The sequence below is a fragment of the Bacteroidia bacterium genome (genome assembly GCA_027493955.1).
Lineage (GTDB): Bacteria > Bacteroidota > Ignavibacteria > SZUA-365 > SZUA-365 > JAOSJT01.
The window spans coordinates 154,996-171,167 of sequence record JAOSJT010000001.1; the positions used below are offsets into that span (position 1 = coordinate 154,996).

Sequence of the window (16,172 nt, forward strand, 5' to 3'; positions counted from 1 at the left end):
AGTCGAGGAACAGAAACATGGATACAGCACAACCTCGGGATGCGATGGGGCAGAGCAAGGGCGACGGAGACGTGTCGGACCGTCGCCGCCGCTTTTACGCTCGTCTGTTCGTTATCGTCATGGTGTCGGTGCTCCCTCTCACCGCACTGGCACTGTGGCTGCTGACTTTCCTCAATTTTTGGAAAGTCAATGTGGACGCAATGGGGCTGCTGGCAATCTCCGTTGGAATTCTGGGGATTCTGGTCTTCTTCATGTTCCTCTACAAGTATCAGATCATCATGAACGGTGATCACCGCGCACGCGTTCTGGCTCTCACGTTGCATGGCGTTATAACGCTCACGCTGTTTCTTGGATGTATCTGGTTGGCTTTCGATTCCCCCTGGTCCCTGACGAAGCTTTGGGGCGATTACGACATGCTCAGCGTGGGCAAACCCTGGATCATCTCCATCCTCGTTGTCGGGAGTATCTCGCTGCTCGGCAGTTTGTTTGATCTGGTGCGGAAACGTCTGTCGGAATGAACGCCGTTGAGCGTTCACGCCTTTCGGCGGGTGCCGGAGACCGGAAGGTCAGCAAGGAATATATTCCAGCATCGCACGGACAATCCGTTCCGCCGCATGGCCGTCACCGAAGATGGCGGGGTGTTCGGTGGGCCGCGGTGCCTCGACGGCGGCGCGAATCGCATGGGCGTCCGCACCGGTGAGGCTGCACCAACCGTTCTCGACAAGCTCATACCAAGCGGTGGAATCATCGAGACAGATGGACGGAACACCGCAAAAATACGCTTCGCGGGTGAGTCCGCCAGAATCGGTGAGGACACAGCGCGCGTTGCGTGTGAGCGCGAGGGAGGTTGCGTGGGAGACGGGCTCGATGATACGCAATGCTCCCTGCGGGGCGGTCAGGCCATAGGCCCGAAGCCGTTCGCTGCTGCGAGGATGCAGCGGTAGTATCACGGCTGCATCCAACCCGGCGAGTGTCTCCAGAAGTGAAGCGAAACGTCCCGCGTCGTCCGTATTCACGGCGCGGTGCAGAGTCGCGTAATAATAGCCTTCTTTGCCGATACCCAGGCGTCGCAGCTCGGCGGCATCATTCACCTTGCCGGCTTGGAGGCGCAGATACAGATCGTACATGATGTCGCCTGTCAGGATCGCTTCTCCGCAGCAGCCCTCGCTCAGACATTGTGTGCGCCCCTGTTCCGTTGCGCAAAGCAGCAGCGCTGCGGTGTGGTCGATAAGGACGCGGTTGCTCTCCTCCGGGGAGGCTGCGGGATGGACGCGGCTGCCGTCCGTGCAGCGGCTGCGCTCGCCGGCTTCGACGTGCATGACCGGAACGCCGTGCTTGACCGCGGCCAGCGACGCCGCGAGCGCGCTGTCGGTATCGCCAAAACAGAGCAGCGCATCGGGACGTGCATCGTCGATTATAGTGTCGAGACGCTCGAGGTAGTGCGCAAGACGGGGGAGGCCGTCCAACGGGCCGGATGCAAGCACATGCGCGGGTTGCGGCAAGCCATACTCCTCGATGAAGTCGCGGGAGAGGGCTGTGCTGTAATGTTGTCCGGTGTCAACCAGCACGATGTGCAGGCGTTCGTCGAGATGCGGCAGCAGAGCCGCGAACTTGATGTACTGCGGGCGCGTGCCGATGACGGTGAGTATCGTGGGTATCACGACGCGGGTCCCGGTGTTCAGAGCGTGAAGCGCACGGATGTCAGCTCGTCGTTCACGGACGCGAGTTTCGTATGCCGGAGCCCGAGTTCTTTCACGATGTGTATCATTTCTTCGAGACTGCCGTCGAAGTTGTATTTCTCACGGTACTCGTCCTTTGGATACAGCACCCAGATGGCGCCGTCGGGATCGATGGCCGGCCGCAATCTCCGGGCTTTCTGCTTCCACTCCGCGGCGGAGGTGGGTGCCACGAAGGCGAGATCGCAGACGCCCTGCCGGACCAGTTTTGTATCCTCGGTGAAGGGGAGCACCAGGTTTTGCAGCCAGGGCGGATCTTTTTCGATACGGATTTTCAGCCAGGGCATGATGCCCCATTTTTCGCCGAGAGTTTTGACTGGTCGTCCCATGAGATACAGCTTCAGGGTTGGTGGAATGTGGATAACGCTTTTTTGCCGATATCGGTGCGGTAGTAAGCGCCGTCGAAACGGATACGGTTCACGGCATTGTAGGCGATGCGAATTGTTGTCGCGAAGTCCTTATCCTCACCGAGCGCCGTGACGCCGAATACGCGTCCCCCGGCGGTGACGATGTTTTTTCCCTGCATTGCGGTGCCGCTATGGAAGACCACAACGCCTTCCGCCGCCTCATCGATGCTGTCGAGTCCGGCTATGGCCTTGCCCGTCTGATAGGCATCAGGGTAGCCATTGGAAGCGATCACGACGCAGACCGCGTTCGCGTCGTGCAGGGGTACGCGATTGAGTTGCAGGTTGTCCATGGCGATGTCGTGCAGCAAGGAGGCCAGGTCGTAATCGAGCAGCGGGAGCACGACTTGCGTTTCAGGATCGCCGAAGCGGCAGTTATACTCCAGAACCTTCGGACCCTCGTCGGTGAGCATCAGGCCGACGAAGAGCACGCCGTTGAACGGTATACCATCGGCGCGCATACCGTCGATGGTGGGTTTGATGATACGGATTTTGATGTCTGCAAGTATCTCGGTGGGGACCCAGGGCGTCGGGGCGAAGGCGCCCATGCCGCCGGTATTTTTTCCAAGATCATTATCCAGAATGCGCTTATGATCCTGGGCCGGAGCAAGCGTCACGAAGCGGTTTCCGTCGGTCAGCGCGAACACCGAGGCCTCGATGCCGGTGAGGAATTCCTCGATCACGAGCGTGGTACCCGCCGCACCGAACGCACTGCCGGAAAGCATTTCACGCGCGGTAAGCAGGGCCTCATCGAAGGCCTGCGCGATAACGACGCCCTTACCGGCGGCCAGGCCGTCCGCCTTGAGCACGAGCGGGTACTTCGCGTGGCGGAGGTATTCTCTGACGGCTTCCTCATCTCCTGTCCGGAACACTTCGTATGCGGCCGTGGGGATGCGGTGGCGCTTCATAAAGTCCTTCGCGAAGGCCTTGCTCGTCTCGAGCTGCGCCGCAGCCGCGGTGGGACCGAAAATACGCATTCCCTCGGCACGAAACGCGTCGACGATTCCCTCAGCCAAAGGCGCTTCAGGTCCGACTACTGTCAGATCGATATTCTGCTTTTTGGTGAAAGCGAGGAGTTGCGGTACATCGGTTGCCTTGATCGGAATGTTTGTGCCGAGCGCGGCGGTACCCGCATTGCCGGGTGCGCAGTACAGCGCGGTCACGAGTTTACTGTGCGAAAGCTTCCAGCAGATGGCGTGTTCACGACCGCCGCTGCCCACGACGAGGATGTTCATGTCGATGTGGTTTTGCTGATGGATGATACCGTATTCCCGGCGGTGGCGGCCTCGCTCGCCCGTCTTGTGTGGACGGTGTGCTGCCCGGCGTCGGTGTCGACCACCGAGAGCAGGGTTTTGGCGAGAGCTCCGGTTAAAATATTTCTGTCGAACTGTGAGACGAAAGAGTACGACGGTACTGGCAATCTATGGCTTTTGTGGAGCTGGTACAAGGCGTACATCTGACTCGCAATGGCCTCCACGTCGTCCGGAGCCGTAAAAAAAGCTGCTCCACATTTTTCCAGGACCTGCCGCGCGGCCCCTTCGGGTATGGTGGCGAGAATCGGCTTCATCGCACCGAGGTACTCAAAGAGCTTGCCGGTCGACATCATTCCCTCGCCTTTGCCGCGTCCGATGAGCAGCCAGAGCACGTCCGCGTTCACCAGCTCCTGAACCGTGTCGCGGTGCGCGAGATAGCCGCGGGTGATCACCTGTTTCTCCAACCCCATGCGGCGGACCATGGCGGCGTCCACCTCGCGTGCGCTGCCCACGAGGTGCAGTTCTACCGTCCCGCGTGTTTCAGGATGGCGCTCGCCGAGCAGGGCAAGTGCACGGAACAGGGTTTCAGGACTGCGGTTGTAATAAAATGTCCCCGCGTGAAGAATCCGGAGCTTCCCGTCTGTTTTGCGCGTGCGCTCCAGACCAGTGAAGTCGTCCTGATCGTAGCCGTGCGGGATGATGCGGATATCGTTGTGCGATACCAGATCATAGCGCCGGACCATCTGCTCCTTGATGGGCCGGTTGATGGTGATGATGGCTGCGGCGGCCCGAAGCACACGCTGCTCGAGGCGCATATGCAGGGCGCGATGCAGCGGTGTTGCATAGAAGTGCAGGGGATTGTCCACCCAGGCGTCACGATAATCCACCACCAGAGGCAGCCCCGTGCGCTTGCGCAGCTCTTCTCCGATCAGGAAGTCGGTGTAGGGTGGAGCGGTGGCGAAAATGACGTCTATACCATCCCGCTCGATGATGCGCAGGCCCTCGGCCACGGCTTTGCGTTTCCAGCCGATTTTATTGTCCGGTACGAGCAGGGTCTGGCTTATTTTTCCGAACAGACTCAACGTCGCCGCGCGCGGCATCTGTACGACATTTTTCCTGCGCAGCAGGTGCAGCGGATCGAGCGAACGTGTCCGGTGGATCTGGACCGGAAGATCCGTCAGTTCGTCCAGCAAGGCGGCATCTTTCGCGAAATAAGCCCGATCTTCGACTGTCAGCACCGAAGGATGCCAGCCGTGCTGCGGAAGATATTTCACGAACTTAGATGTCCGTTGCACACCGCTCAGCCCGAGGGGCGGGAAGTAATAGGCGATCACGAGGACGCGATGTGTGCGGAGCGTTTCGGTCACGTCACAGCTCCATCAATTCGCGGGGGAAGCGTGTGATGCTTTCGGACCCCTCGCGCTGTACCAGTACATCATCCTCGATGCGGATACCGAACTCGCCCGGGAAATACACACCCGGTTCGATAGTAACAATCTGCCCGGCTTCGAGGAGACGCTCGCTGCGCGACGAAAGCACCGGTGTCTCGTGCACGTCGAGTCCCAGGCCGTGACCGAGGGCATGCCCGAAATACGTATCCATTCCGGATTCCGCGAGACCTTCGCGCGTCAGTGCGTCCAGGGTGCGCGCCGCTACTCCCTCCCGTACAGCGTCCCTGGCGGCTTGCTGGACTCTCTGCAGCTGATCGTAGGCAGCACGGAAGCGTTTTGACGCGCGTCCCAGGATGAAGGTGCGCGTGATATCGCTGCAGTAGCCTTTCACCTTGCAGCCGATATCCATCAGAATCGGCTGGCCGCGTTTGAGGCGATGCGGACCGGGAGTGCCATGCACAAGCGACGTACGTGGGCCGAAAAGCACGATGGGGTCGAAGGCGTCACCGTCTGCCCCGGCTTCGCGAAGGCGATAGCTGATGCGCGCGGCTATGCTCTGTTCGCTCACACCGGGACGCAGGTCGGAGAGAATATCGCGAAGCACGGTCTCGACCACATCCACCGCATTGCGGAGCGACGCGAGTTCGAGCGGCGATTTCTTCTCACGCAGCGATTCCACGATGCCGGTGAGCGGATGCAGCGCGCTTCCCTTGAAGGTTTTCTTGAGCGTGCCATGGAGGGCGACACTGACATCCTCCGCCTCGAAACACAGCGCTTCGGCTCCCTTCAGCGCACCGACGCGCAGCAATGCGTCGGACAGACGCTCCTGACCGGCGATAAGCAGCGTTGCTTCACGCACCTCGTCGCCGGCCTGTTCTTCGTAGCGGCTGTCCGTCACCAGCAGGGCGGAGTGCCGCTTCACGAGCAGCCATCCGTTGCTTCCGGTGAAGCCGCTGAGGTAACGCACATTCGTCCGCTTCGTCACGAGCAGGGCATCGCAGCCGCGCTCACGGAGGGAGGCGCGAAGTCCTCGAAGGCGACCAGCGATTTCCGGAGAGCGGAGTATCTTGCGCTTGGGCGTCACGAACGGGTCCGTGAATGTGGATAATTACGTCGAATCTGTGGATAACTATGCCAGTCTGTCGAAAATGGGCCTGAAATCGTTGATTTCTCAGCTCTTTTCGGTGAGAGATCTGGCGCTTGGTCCGGCAGGATTGTGGATAACTCCAGACTCAGTTACTGCCCGCCTGATAGTTCGGAGCTTCCTTCGTGATGAAAACGTCGTGCGGGTGGTTCTCCTTGAGCCCCGCGGCCGTCACCTGGATGAATTCGGTTTTGCTCTTCAGGTCCGCAATAGTCGCGACACCGCAATACCCCATGGAGGCACGCAATCCGCCGAGCAGTTGATAGACGGTTTCTTCGAGGAGTCCACGATACGACACCATGCCCTCAATGCCTTCAGGAACCAGTTTTTTTATATCGTCTTCCACATCCTGGAAATATCTGTCCTTGCTCCCTTCCTTCATCGCGCCTAAGGAACCCATGCCGCGATACACTTTGTAGCGGCGGCCTTCATAGAGGATTTTTTCACCGGGACTCTCTTCCAGACCTGCGAACATTCCGCCGATCATGACAGAATCCGCGCCGGCCGCGATGGCCTTGGGCACGTCGCCCGTTTGCTTGACGCCTCCATCCGCGATAATGGGAACGCCATACTTGACGGCAGCTTCGGCGCAATCCATGATGGCGGTGATCTGGGGTACGCCCACGCCGGTGACGACGCGCGTCGTGCAAATACTGCCGGGTCCGATACCCACTTTCACCGCATCGGCGCCGGCTTTGATCAGGTCCTCCGTCGCGGAACCGGTACCCACGTTTCCGGCGATGAGCTGCAGATCCGGGAAGCGTTTCTTGACTTTCTTTACCATCTCCAGCACCCCCGCCGAGTGTCCGTGCGCCGTATCGACGATCACCACATCCACCGCGGCGTCCACAAGCGCCTGCACGCGATCCAGGGTATCGGCGGCGATGCCCACCGCGGCGCCGGCACGCAGGCGTCCGAGCGAATCCTTGCACGCGTTGGGATGGTGCTTCTTTTTCATGATGTCCTTGAACGTGAGCAGGCCTCGCAGACGCCCTTTTTTATCCACGACCGGAAGTTTCTCGATGCGATGCATCTGGAGGATGGATTCCGCTTCTTCCAGGGTGGTGCCGAGCGGGGCTGTGACGAGGTTGTCGCGCGTCATGATGTCGTACACCAGCATGGAGCGGTTGGGCTCGAAGCGCAGGTCGCGGTTGGTGAGAATGCCGAGAAGCCGCTCCTCCTCGTCCACGATAGGGATGCCGGAAATTTTATAGCGCTCCATCAGCTCATGCGCGTCGGCGACGGTTTTGTCAGGACGCAGGGTGATGGGATTGACGATCATGCCGCTCTCCGAGCGTTTGACCTTATCCACCTCTTCCGCCTGCCTGCGGATGCTCATGTTTTTGTGGATGATGCCGATACCGCCCTCTCTGGCCAGGGCGATGCCCATGTCGGACTCGGTGACGGTGTCCATGGCCGCGCTGAGCAAGGGTATGTTCAGCTCGATGGTGCGCGTCAATTTGGAACGGACATCCGCTTCACGCGGGAGGATGGAGGATTTTCGCGGGACGAGCAGAACGTCGTCGAACGTAAGGCCGAGGCGGATCTTTTTCTGCGGCATGGAAAAGTGTGGTGATGAGTGAATAATTAGCTGTATGCCGGCAGGCCGGTGATTTCGTGTCCGAGAATGAGCGTGTGAATGTCGTGTGTACCTTCGTACGTGTACACAGACTCGAGGTTGTTCATGTGCCGCATCACGGGATACTCGTCGAGAATGCCGTTGGCGCCGAGGACGTCGCGCGCCATGCGCGCAATTTCCAGCGCGGCATGGACGTTGTTGCGCTTGGCCATGGAAACATGGCCGAAGGTCATGGTATTGCTATCCTTCATTCTTCCGAGATGCAGCGCGAGCAGGCGTCCCTTGGTGATTTCAGTCAACATCGCAACGAGCTTCTGCTGGACAAGCTGGAAGGAGCCGATGGGACGGTCGAACTGTTTGCGTGTGACGGCGTAGCTGACCGCGGTGTCGTAGCACGCCATAGCCGCACCCATTGCACCCCAGGCAATACCGTAGCGTGCCTGCGTCAGGCAGGACAGCGGCGCCTTGAGTCCGGCGGCCTCCGGCAGAATGTTGCTTTCGGGGATTCTGCAGTCCTGGAAGACGAGTTCCGAGGTCACGGATGCCTTGAGTGAATGTTTACCGCGCATTTCCGGGGCGGTGAAGCCGGGCGTATTCTTCTCCACGAGGAAGCCGCGTATCTCTCCGTCGAGCTTGGCCCACACCACCGCAACATCCGCGATGGTCCCGTTGGTGATCCACATTTTTGCGCCGTTGAGAACGAATTCCTTGCCGTCGCGTACGGCTTTCGTCTCCATGCCGCCGGGGTCGGAGCCATGATCCGGTTCCGTGAGTCCGAAGCAACCGATGGCATCCGCAGTGGCGAGCCGTGGCAGCCAGTGCTGGCGTTGCTCCTCTGTTCCATAGCGGTATATGGGATACATGACCAGACTGCTTTGTACGCTGGCGAAACTGCGGACACCGCTGTCGCCGCGTTCGAGTTCCTGCATCATCAGGCCGTACATGACGTTGTTGGCGCCCGCACAGCCGTATTGCTCGGGGAGCGTCGCGCCGAAGATGCCGAGTTCGGCCATGCGCTTTGCGAGATGCAAGGGGAAGCGATGCTCGCGGTTCGCTTCCTCGATGATCGGAAGCACCTCTTTCGCGACGAAATTGCGAACGGTATCGCGGACGAGGAGTTCTTCTTCGGTGAGCAGTGCGTCGATGTTGTAGAAATCGGGGGTGGTGTGCATGGGACTATCCGGACGTGTGACCAGTGGGAAGGGACATGCTCAGCGTATATCCTCTAATATTACGCAGATCGGCGTCGAAAAACAACCGCCACAGAAGGCAGGATCGGCTAACAGCCAGGATCGGCGCGGTCGTCGTATCCCTCTCCGCCGTTGCGGCCGGAACGAAATCACGCCGCGTCGTTTTCGCGGGACACGTAGGAGGCGCAGCGTACCTTGTGCGCGATGTGGTGCACGTCTCCGTGCCGTCAGTCTCTGTAGTGTCACATGGCGGGAGTGCCATGATCATGTCGGGGTGCGGGTATCCGGACAGTCGGCTGCATGCACGGAGTGTTTCGTGCCGCCCTCGCACGGCACGCGTACGACATTCACTCGCGGCGATGACGCAACCTGCAACATCGTGATTCGTATTCCCATATCTGTGCAAGTTTTTGTACTTTTTCATATTCATTTCCAACAACGCCAGGAGGATTTCATGCGTTTGTTTCAACATGTCTTGCTTGCTCTCGTACTCACGGTGTGTTTTGCGGGAGGTTCGCAGGCACAATTGCAATTTACCCGTGCCGACGCCGAGCCGATGATGCAGAATGGGACCGCGACGACGTTTGACGCAACCAACGCGCCCGGGAGCACATTCAACCTGGGAAGCAAGGGCAGCGGTAATACATGGGATTTCACCGTGTATCAGTACTCATCAGATCAATACGAGCGTGTGTATGTCGATCCCTCCCTCACTCCGTATTCGGATATGTTCGAAGGCGCGACGCATGCCATGTACTTCGATGCCACGTCAGAATCGTACTCCTATTTTCTGCTCAACGATGCCGGACTCTATTCACTCGGTGTGGCAACCGAGGTGCAGGGCATGCCCTACATCATGGCCTACAAGCCGCCTATGCCGCAATTTCTTTTTCCGATGCAGCTCGGCAGCAAATGGACCTACACCGGCGATCCTGTCGTTCCGCTCGAAGGTATGACGCAGGAAACGGTCATGACCGTTGAGGCAATTTCCTCCGGCACACTGAAGACGCCTCGGGGCTCGTACGAGGCTTTGTGCATCAAAAACGTGACCAAGCTGACCGTCCGTTTTGAAATCGGCGGACAGGTGTTGTCCGAGGGCTACACCACGAACACGGATTACATGTTCATGACGAAGAACGGCGTCGCCGCCACGCTCGCTGTAGACAGTGCCGATTCGGACAGCATGACTCCGATGCTGCTGGAAGCCGGCTACTCGGTGGACGGAAATGTCAACGCGGTTGAGGATTTCGCTTCCGTCCGGCCATTCGCGCTTCGGTCGGTGTGGCCCAATCCCGCGCAGAGCGGCAGTACCTTGAATGTGGGCTGGACGCAGGAACGCGGCGCCAACATGCGCATCGCGTTGTACGATATGCTCGGTCGCGAGCTCCGGCCGGTATTCGACGGTTATGCCCCATCGGGCAGCCACGCACTGACCATCCCGACGAACGATCTTCCCGCCGGACTGTACATGCTTCGCGGTCAGTCCGCAGGCATGAACAGCGCGATGCAGCGCATCATGATCGTTCGCTGACGATTTACCCCGGGCTCTTTTCCGCGCGGTCTTGCTTCACGCACAAAACAGAGTTGGACCGCGCGGAAATCAGAGCTGGTTATAGCGCAAGGATCGCGTTCTCGACAGCGATCTCTTGTACGGTGTTTCGGCCAGAAGGTCTCTTTACTACACCTCACCATGATCGGCTTATCCCATGATGCTTGCCGGATCCCTCCGTTTCACAGCTGCCTTTCTCCTCTGTTGCCGTATCGGAGTCGCCGCGCCGTCTGTCACCTTTGCTGACAGCGGTGAAGGCGGCTTTCGCATTGAGCAGTACCGCGACAGCCATGAAATTTTTCTGCTTCGCGATCTCACCCGCACTCACCAGCATGACGCCGCACCCTTCGCGGCCACCACGATGCTGAACGGTGTGCGTGTCTTCTTTTCTCCGCAGGGCCTGCATTTCGTCCGTTACACCGCGGCGCATGCAACGGCGGCGGACGAACGCGTGAACCGCGCAACGGAAATTTTTAGCGGGTGGATGACGCACCGGGTCGATTTGCGTCTTGTCGGGAGTGCGCCGGCCTCCGTCGAGACCATCGGTCGCGCAGATGCGCACAGGTGGGTCTACACACACGCGGCTCCGTATACGGACGGCAACGCCTGGCAGGGACTTCGTTACCGCAACGTCTGGCCCGGCATCGATTTGGAGTGCCTCGCGACCCAAGACGGTATAAAGTACCAGTTTATCGTGCATCCCGGGGCGGATGCTCGTTTGGTACGTCTCCGGATGGATGGTGCGAACGGCACCTCTCTGCTTGGTGACGGCACGTTACGCCATGACTGCGGCGCGTGGAGCATCAGCGATGCGGCACCCGTAGCATTTGTTCAGGGAGCGGAGGCCGATCGCATACCGGCGCGCTGGAAGCGGGCAGGCAAGGATTTGCGTTTCGACATCGGTGCGGTACCCACCGGGAAGACGCTTGTGATAGATCCTTTTTTGCAATGGAGCACTTTCATGGGCGGCTCGCTTTCCGACTATGCGAGAGATGTGGCGGTGGGAGCGGACGGCTCCACCTATGTTTGCGGCTACACGGCGAGCACGGATTTCCCGGTCTCTCCCGGGGTGATGCAGTCCGCTTTCAGCGGGAGTTTCGATCTCTTCATCACGAAGTTTTCCCGTGAACGGAGACGTGTTTGGACGACCTTCTTCGGGGGATCGGGCGCCGAGGAAAATCCGCAGATAGCGCTGTCGCCCGGTGGCGATATCGTTGTTGGAGGTTCCACCTCCAGCGTGGATTTGCCCATCGGTACAGGCACAGCGCAACAGCGGAATGGTGGTCGCTACGACGTGTTCGTGCTCGCGCTCGATGCCGACGGGCGTCGCAAGTGGGTTAGCTACCTCGGCGGGAGCTATACGGACGAACTGGGTGGACTCGCCGTGGATGCGCAAGGACGGATCTGTCTTGCCGGTGCGACCTACAGCACCAATTTCCCGGTAACCCCTGATGCCTGGCAGACCAGCAACGCGGGTGATTTCGATATGTTCGTCGCACGTTTTACCGCTGGCGGAGCGCTCGACTGGGCCACGTACATCGGCGGATGGAGCATGGACATCGCGACGGATATCGCGGTCAATGCATCCGGGGACATGTTCATTTCCGGGAGGAGCGAGAGCACCAATCTTCCCGCGGTCGGCGACAGCTTCCAACCGCAGTACGGTGGTGGTACCTTCGATGGTCTGTATTATCACATCGACGGACGACTTCGCAGAGTCATCCGCGGCAGTTATCTGGGTGGTGAAGGCGAGGATTGCGCCGAGCGTATTGCTGTCCGAAAAGACGGGAGTATTGTCATCGCGGGATATACGGAGAGTCAGCGCTTCCCGGTGAAGGGAAATCTTTCGCCGAAGAAGGGTGGTGCGATAGATGGTTTCGTCGCGGTGCTCGAAGGAAAGGGAGACCTCCGCTGGTCCGCGGTATTCGGCGGCGCGGACCTGGACAGAGTCGGTTGCCTGGATGTGGACGCGAATGGAAACATTTTCCTCGCCGGGGTCACCGCGAGCAAGGATTTTCCTCTGGCGGGAATTCCTGATCAAAAGGAAAAAGGCATGGGCTTCGACGCGTTCGTGATGCGGCTCGGCAGCAACGGCGCATATCTCTGGGGAAGTTTTGCGGGTGCCGAAGGGCATGACATCGCGCATGGCATCGCCGCGGACGCAAAAGGGAACGTGGTTGTCGTGGGCGGAACAGAGAGCCGCGGATTCAAGACCGCAGGAAATCTCTTTCAGGCCGATCGCAAAGGACTGACGGACGCATTCATCCTGCGGCTGATCTTTGATGAACCGCTCGCAAGCGCGGGACCCGACACGACAATCTGCGCAGGAAGTTCCGTCGTTTTGGGTGGAGATATCGGCGGAGGACTGCCGCCGTATCGGTTCCTGTGGGAGCCCTCGTCCGGATTGAACAAAAGTAACGAACAGCGACCGACCGCGACGCCTTCGCACACGACAACGTACGTCCTGAGCGTCACAGACGCCGAAGGCGCGGTAACGCGCGACACCGCCGTCGTGACCGTGGTAGCATTGCCCGTGGCGAAGGCGGGTCCTCCGCAAGCCGTCTGTCCCGGCTATTCGGCGACTCTGGGCGGAAGCGCTTCGGGCGGCAGTCCTCCGTACCGGTTTTCCTGGGCTCCGGCGGATGGTCTGCAGAGTCCCGGCACGGCAGTCACCACGGCTACGCCGCGTCGAAGCACCTGGTACACACTGACAGTCACCGATGCACGGGGCTGTACTTCGAGTGATTCCGTATTGGTGACCGTGCATCCTCCGCTGACCGTCGACGCAGGCGGAGACCGCGAGGCATGCGCAAACACGCCATCCCTTCTGCAGGCCGAAGCCAGGGGCGGCACCCCGCCGTTCCGCTACGCCTGGTCGCCTTCCGCGATTATGGAGAATCCATCCGCGCGCGAAACGCGATTTACCCCACGCGGGAATATCGCTGTAAGTGTGCTGGTGACGGATGCCAATGGCTGCGTTACCGGCGATACAATACGCATCATCGCGCATCAGCCGCCCGTGGTTGACGCCGGTGACGCTGTGTCGCTTTGTGCGGGTGAAAAAACCGTGCTCAAGCCCCGGAGCAGCGGCGGCAAGCCACCGTACAGCTACAGGTGGTCTCCGGCTGAAGGACTCAGCTCACCGACTATCGCAGCACCACAGGCCTCGCCAATGGTCACGACGCGCTACGTACTGACGGTGACCGACGCGAACGGCTGCTCCACTGCGGATTCCCTGTTGGTCGCGGTACATCCGCAACCCGGTCTGAACATGGTCGCTGATGCCATTTCCTGTACCGGTGTGCCCGTGCGCATCGGAGCAGAGGCGGCGAACGGAACACCTCCGTACCGCTATCAGTGGTCCCCGGTCACGGGACTGGACAATCCCTCGGCAGCCATGCCCCTCGCTTCGCCGTCACGCAGCACGACCTACGCTGTTACCGTCACGGACGCGAATGGTTGCCGTACAGGCGGCACGGTGCGTGTCACCGTGCAGCCGAAGCCGGTGCTGAAAGTCAGTGGCGGTGTCACGCTTTGCAGAGGTGCCTCGACGCAACTGACCGCGAGCGTACGCGGTGGGACAGCACCGTACACCTATCTGTGGAAGCCGGAGGCGGGGCTTTCTTCCGCCACTTTGCCATCGCCCGTTGCAGCCCCGTTGCTGTCCACAACATATCGCGTGACCGTTACCGATGCGGCTGGCTGTGTCGTGGAAGAGCAAATTTCGGTGGCGGTCGCGGATGTCCCGACCGTGAATGCGGGAAAGGACGTTTCTCTCTGCTCCGGCGCTGAAGTTGAACTCAACGCGAACGTCACCGGCGGACGTCCACCATATCGATTTGTATGGAGTCCGGCCACCGGGCTCAGTTCGACACGCACGCTCAATCCGCGCGTCGCCGTCAATCGCACGACATCGTATATGCTCACCGTCACGGACGCGTCGGGCTGCACCGTGAGCGACTCGGTGACGGTGTTCAGTACGGTCGCGCCGAGAGTGCAGGCAGGGCCCGATGCCACGATCTGTGCCGGCTCCATCGTACAGCTTACATCTGCCGTCACGGGAGGAACGCCGCCGTTTTCCTGGAAATGGTCACCGGCGTTCGGCCTCAGCAATGCGTCCATTGCAGCACCTACGGCCAGCCCCACGTCCTCAACGCAATATACCGTGACTGTAACGGACGCACTGGGCTGCACCGCCGCAGATCAGGTGGTCGTTACGGTGCATCCTCCTCCCGCACTGTCTTTACCGAAGGAACTGACGATTTGCAGAGGGCAGTCGAAGCGCATCGAACTCGGTGTCAGCGGAGGCAGCAGACCGTACCGCTACGAATGGGTACCGCGAGAAGGACTCAGCGATGCCTCGGCGGCATCACCCGTCGCCAATCCTGTACAAACCACCACGTATTCCGTGACGGTGACCGATGCACACGGGTGCAAAAGCACGGCGATGATTGTCGTCATTGTACAGCCGTGTAACAAGGCGGATGCCGGGATGGATCAGGACATGTGCGTCGGCGCGGCGGTGCGTCTCGGTACAACTTCGCCGGACAGCAGCGACAAAGCGCAGTTTACCTGGACGCCTGTAACCGGGCTCGACAATCCTCTGTCGCCCGCTCCCATGGCCGCGCCGCTGGCAACGACCCGGTATATACTGCAGGTAGGCAATTCCTTTGGTTGTGTGGCGCGCGACACGGTGCTGGTACGAGTACGGGAGGTCCCCCGGATACAGGTCACGCCGGATCTGACGGTGTGCAACGGCGGCAGTGCACGGCTTGCTGTGCAGGTGAAAGGCGGGAAGGCACCGTATCGCTTTACCTGGTCGCCGCAAAGCGGACTTTCGCGTACGGTGGAGGCGCGTACGGAAGCGCGGCCGGTAGCCACGACACGCTATACCGTAACCGTGACCGATGCCGAAGGATGTTCGAGTCGCGACTCCGTGCTCGTCACCGTCGCTCCCCCGTTGGCAATGTCGCATGATAGATCCGTGCTCCTGTGCGAGGGAGAGGGGATCACGATTGGAGCACGCGTCACGGGAGGTACGCCTCCCTTCAATTTTTTTTGGAGTCCTCCGGAAGGTCTGGATAGCCGGACCGTCGCCAGCCCTCTCGCGTCGCCCCGGCGCAGTCTGAAATACACCGTTACTGTGACCGACGCATCCGGCTGCCAGCTCATCGACACGGTGATGGTAACGGTCCTGAAGGTGCCACGTGTCGACATCACTGCCTCCGGAGCCACCGACATCTGTGAGGGACGGTCTGTGCGTCTGAACGCGCCTGTTGGATTTACGCGGTACCGATGGTCGAATGGTAGCGAAGGACCGGAAATACTGGTGGGCGAGCCGGGGGAGTACTTCGTGAGTGTCTGGAACGAGGCCGGATGCGAAGGTCGCAGCGCGCCGATTATCGTGCGGGTGTTTCAGCCGCCTACACCCGAAATTACCGCTCTGGGTCCATTGCGATTCTGTGAAGGAGATAGCGTCGTGCTCGACGCGGGCGCGGGTTTCAGGAGCTACCGATGGATCGGGGGGGGGAGCGGCCGCCGCCTCACCGCACGAAGTGCCGGTGAATACCGCGTGACAGTGGCAGGACCGGGAGATTGCGAAGAGACGTCGGAGGCCGTCCGTGTACAGATAGATCCGGCCCCTGTGGCCAGAATTTCGTCGCAGGGCGACACGTTGATCGCGAGCGATGCGGAAAGCTTTCAATGGCGGAGGGATGGAAAAGTGATCGCCGGTGCGACGGCGCGTTGGTACATTCCGACACGCGCAGGGAACTACACGGTCTTGGTCACGAACGAGCGCGGTTGTTCCGTCGTCAGTCCGGCGATGCGTTGGCGTCCCGGCACAAAAGTGGGTTCGCCGGTACGCCGGAACGCAGGCAGCCGCCGATAGGACCGATGCATCACGATCTTCGCGCTTGCTCCGTCT

General features: G+C 60.1%; 10 protein-coding genes. 3 read left to right on the forward strand and 7 right to left on the reverse strand.

The genetic code is table 11. The features are described from left to right. Positions 1-17 precede the first annotated feature (17 nt). Complete coding sequence (locus M5R41_00680; GenBank protein ID MCZ7554901.1) at positions 18-518, forward strand: hypothetical protein; 501 nt, start codon at positions 18-20, stop codon at positions 516-518. 48 nt (positions 519-566) lie between these two features. Here the strand turns inward: M5R41_00680 and M5R41_00685 are convergent, their stop codons facing one another. The 7 genes from M5R41_00685 to M5R41_00715 all read right to left on the reverse strand — a co-directional run bounded on the left by M5R41_00685 (position 567) and on the right by M5R41_00715 (position 8,679). After that, positions 567-1,661, reverse strand: coding sequence for a UDP-N-acetylglucosamine 2-epimerase (locus M5R41_00685; protein MCZ7554902.1), 1,095 nt, complete (start codon positions 1,659-1,661; stop codon positions 567-569). A gap of 17 nt (positions 1,662-1,678) precedes the next feature. Further along, positions 1,679-2,065, reverse strand: a complete 387-nt coding sequence (locus tag M5R41_00690; protein ID MCZ7554903.1) for a hypothetical protein — start codon at positions 2,063-2,065, stop codon at positions 1,679-1,681. Positions 2,066-2,076: 11 nt separating this feature from the next. Continuing rightward, a complete protein-coding gene (gene purD / locus M5R41_00695) occupies positions 2,077-3,375 on the reverse strand; it encodes a phosphoribosylamine--glycine ligase (GenBank protein MCZ7554904.1) in 1,299 nt (432 codons plus the stop codon). Further along, positions 3,372-4,760 carry a glycosyltransferase family 4 protein gene (locus tag M5R41_00700; GenBank protein ID MCZ7554905.1) on the reverse strand — a complete coding sequence of 463 codons (1,389 nt, stop codon included), beginning with the start codon at positions 4,758-4,760 and terminating at the stop codon, positions 3,372-3,374. The genes purD and M5R41_00700 overlap by 4 nt, the downstream gene beginning before the upstream one ends. 1 nt (position 4,761) lies before the next feature. Next, on the reverse strand, positions 4,762-5,868 hold the full coding sequence (locus tag M5R41_00705; protein MCZ7554906.1) for a Xaa-Pro peptidase family protein: 1,107 nt from the start codon (positions 5,866-5,868) through the stop codon (positions 4,762-4,764). Between the two features lie 148 nt (positions 5,869-6,016). Beyond that, a complete protein-coding gene (guaB, locus tag M5R41_00710) occupies positions 6,017-7,489 on the reverse strand; it encodes an IMP dehydrogenase (GenBank protein ID MCZ7554907.1) in 1,473 nt (490 codons plus the stop codon). 26 nt (positions 7,490-7,515) lie between these two features. Further along, on the reverse strand, positions 7,516-8,679 hold the full coding sequence (locus tag M5R41_00715) for an acyl-CoA dehydrogenase family protein (GenBank protein ID MCZ7554908.1): 1,164 nt from the start codon (positions 8,677-8,679) through the stop codon (positions 7,516-7,518). A 472-nt stretch (positions 8,680-9,151) separates the two neighbouring features. Between M5R41_00715 and M5R41_00720 the strand changes: the two genes are divergently transcribed. Further along, entirely contained in the window at positions 9,152-10,228 is a 1,077-nt protein-coding gene (locus M5R41_00720; GenBank protein ID MCZ7554909.1) for a T9SS type A sorting domain-containing protein, read from the forward strand. A gap of 175 nt (positions 10,229-10,403) precedes the next feature. Then, the gene (locus tag M5R41_00725) at positions 10,404-16,136 is read left to right on the forward strand and encodes a hypothetical protein (GenBank protein ID MCZ7554910.1); all 5,733 of its coding nucleotides are present in this window, start codon (positions 10,404-10,406) and stop codon (positions 16,134-16,136) included. Positions 16,137-16,172: the final 36 nt, after the last annotated feature.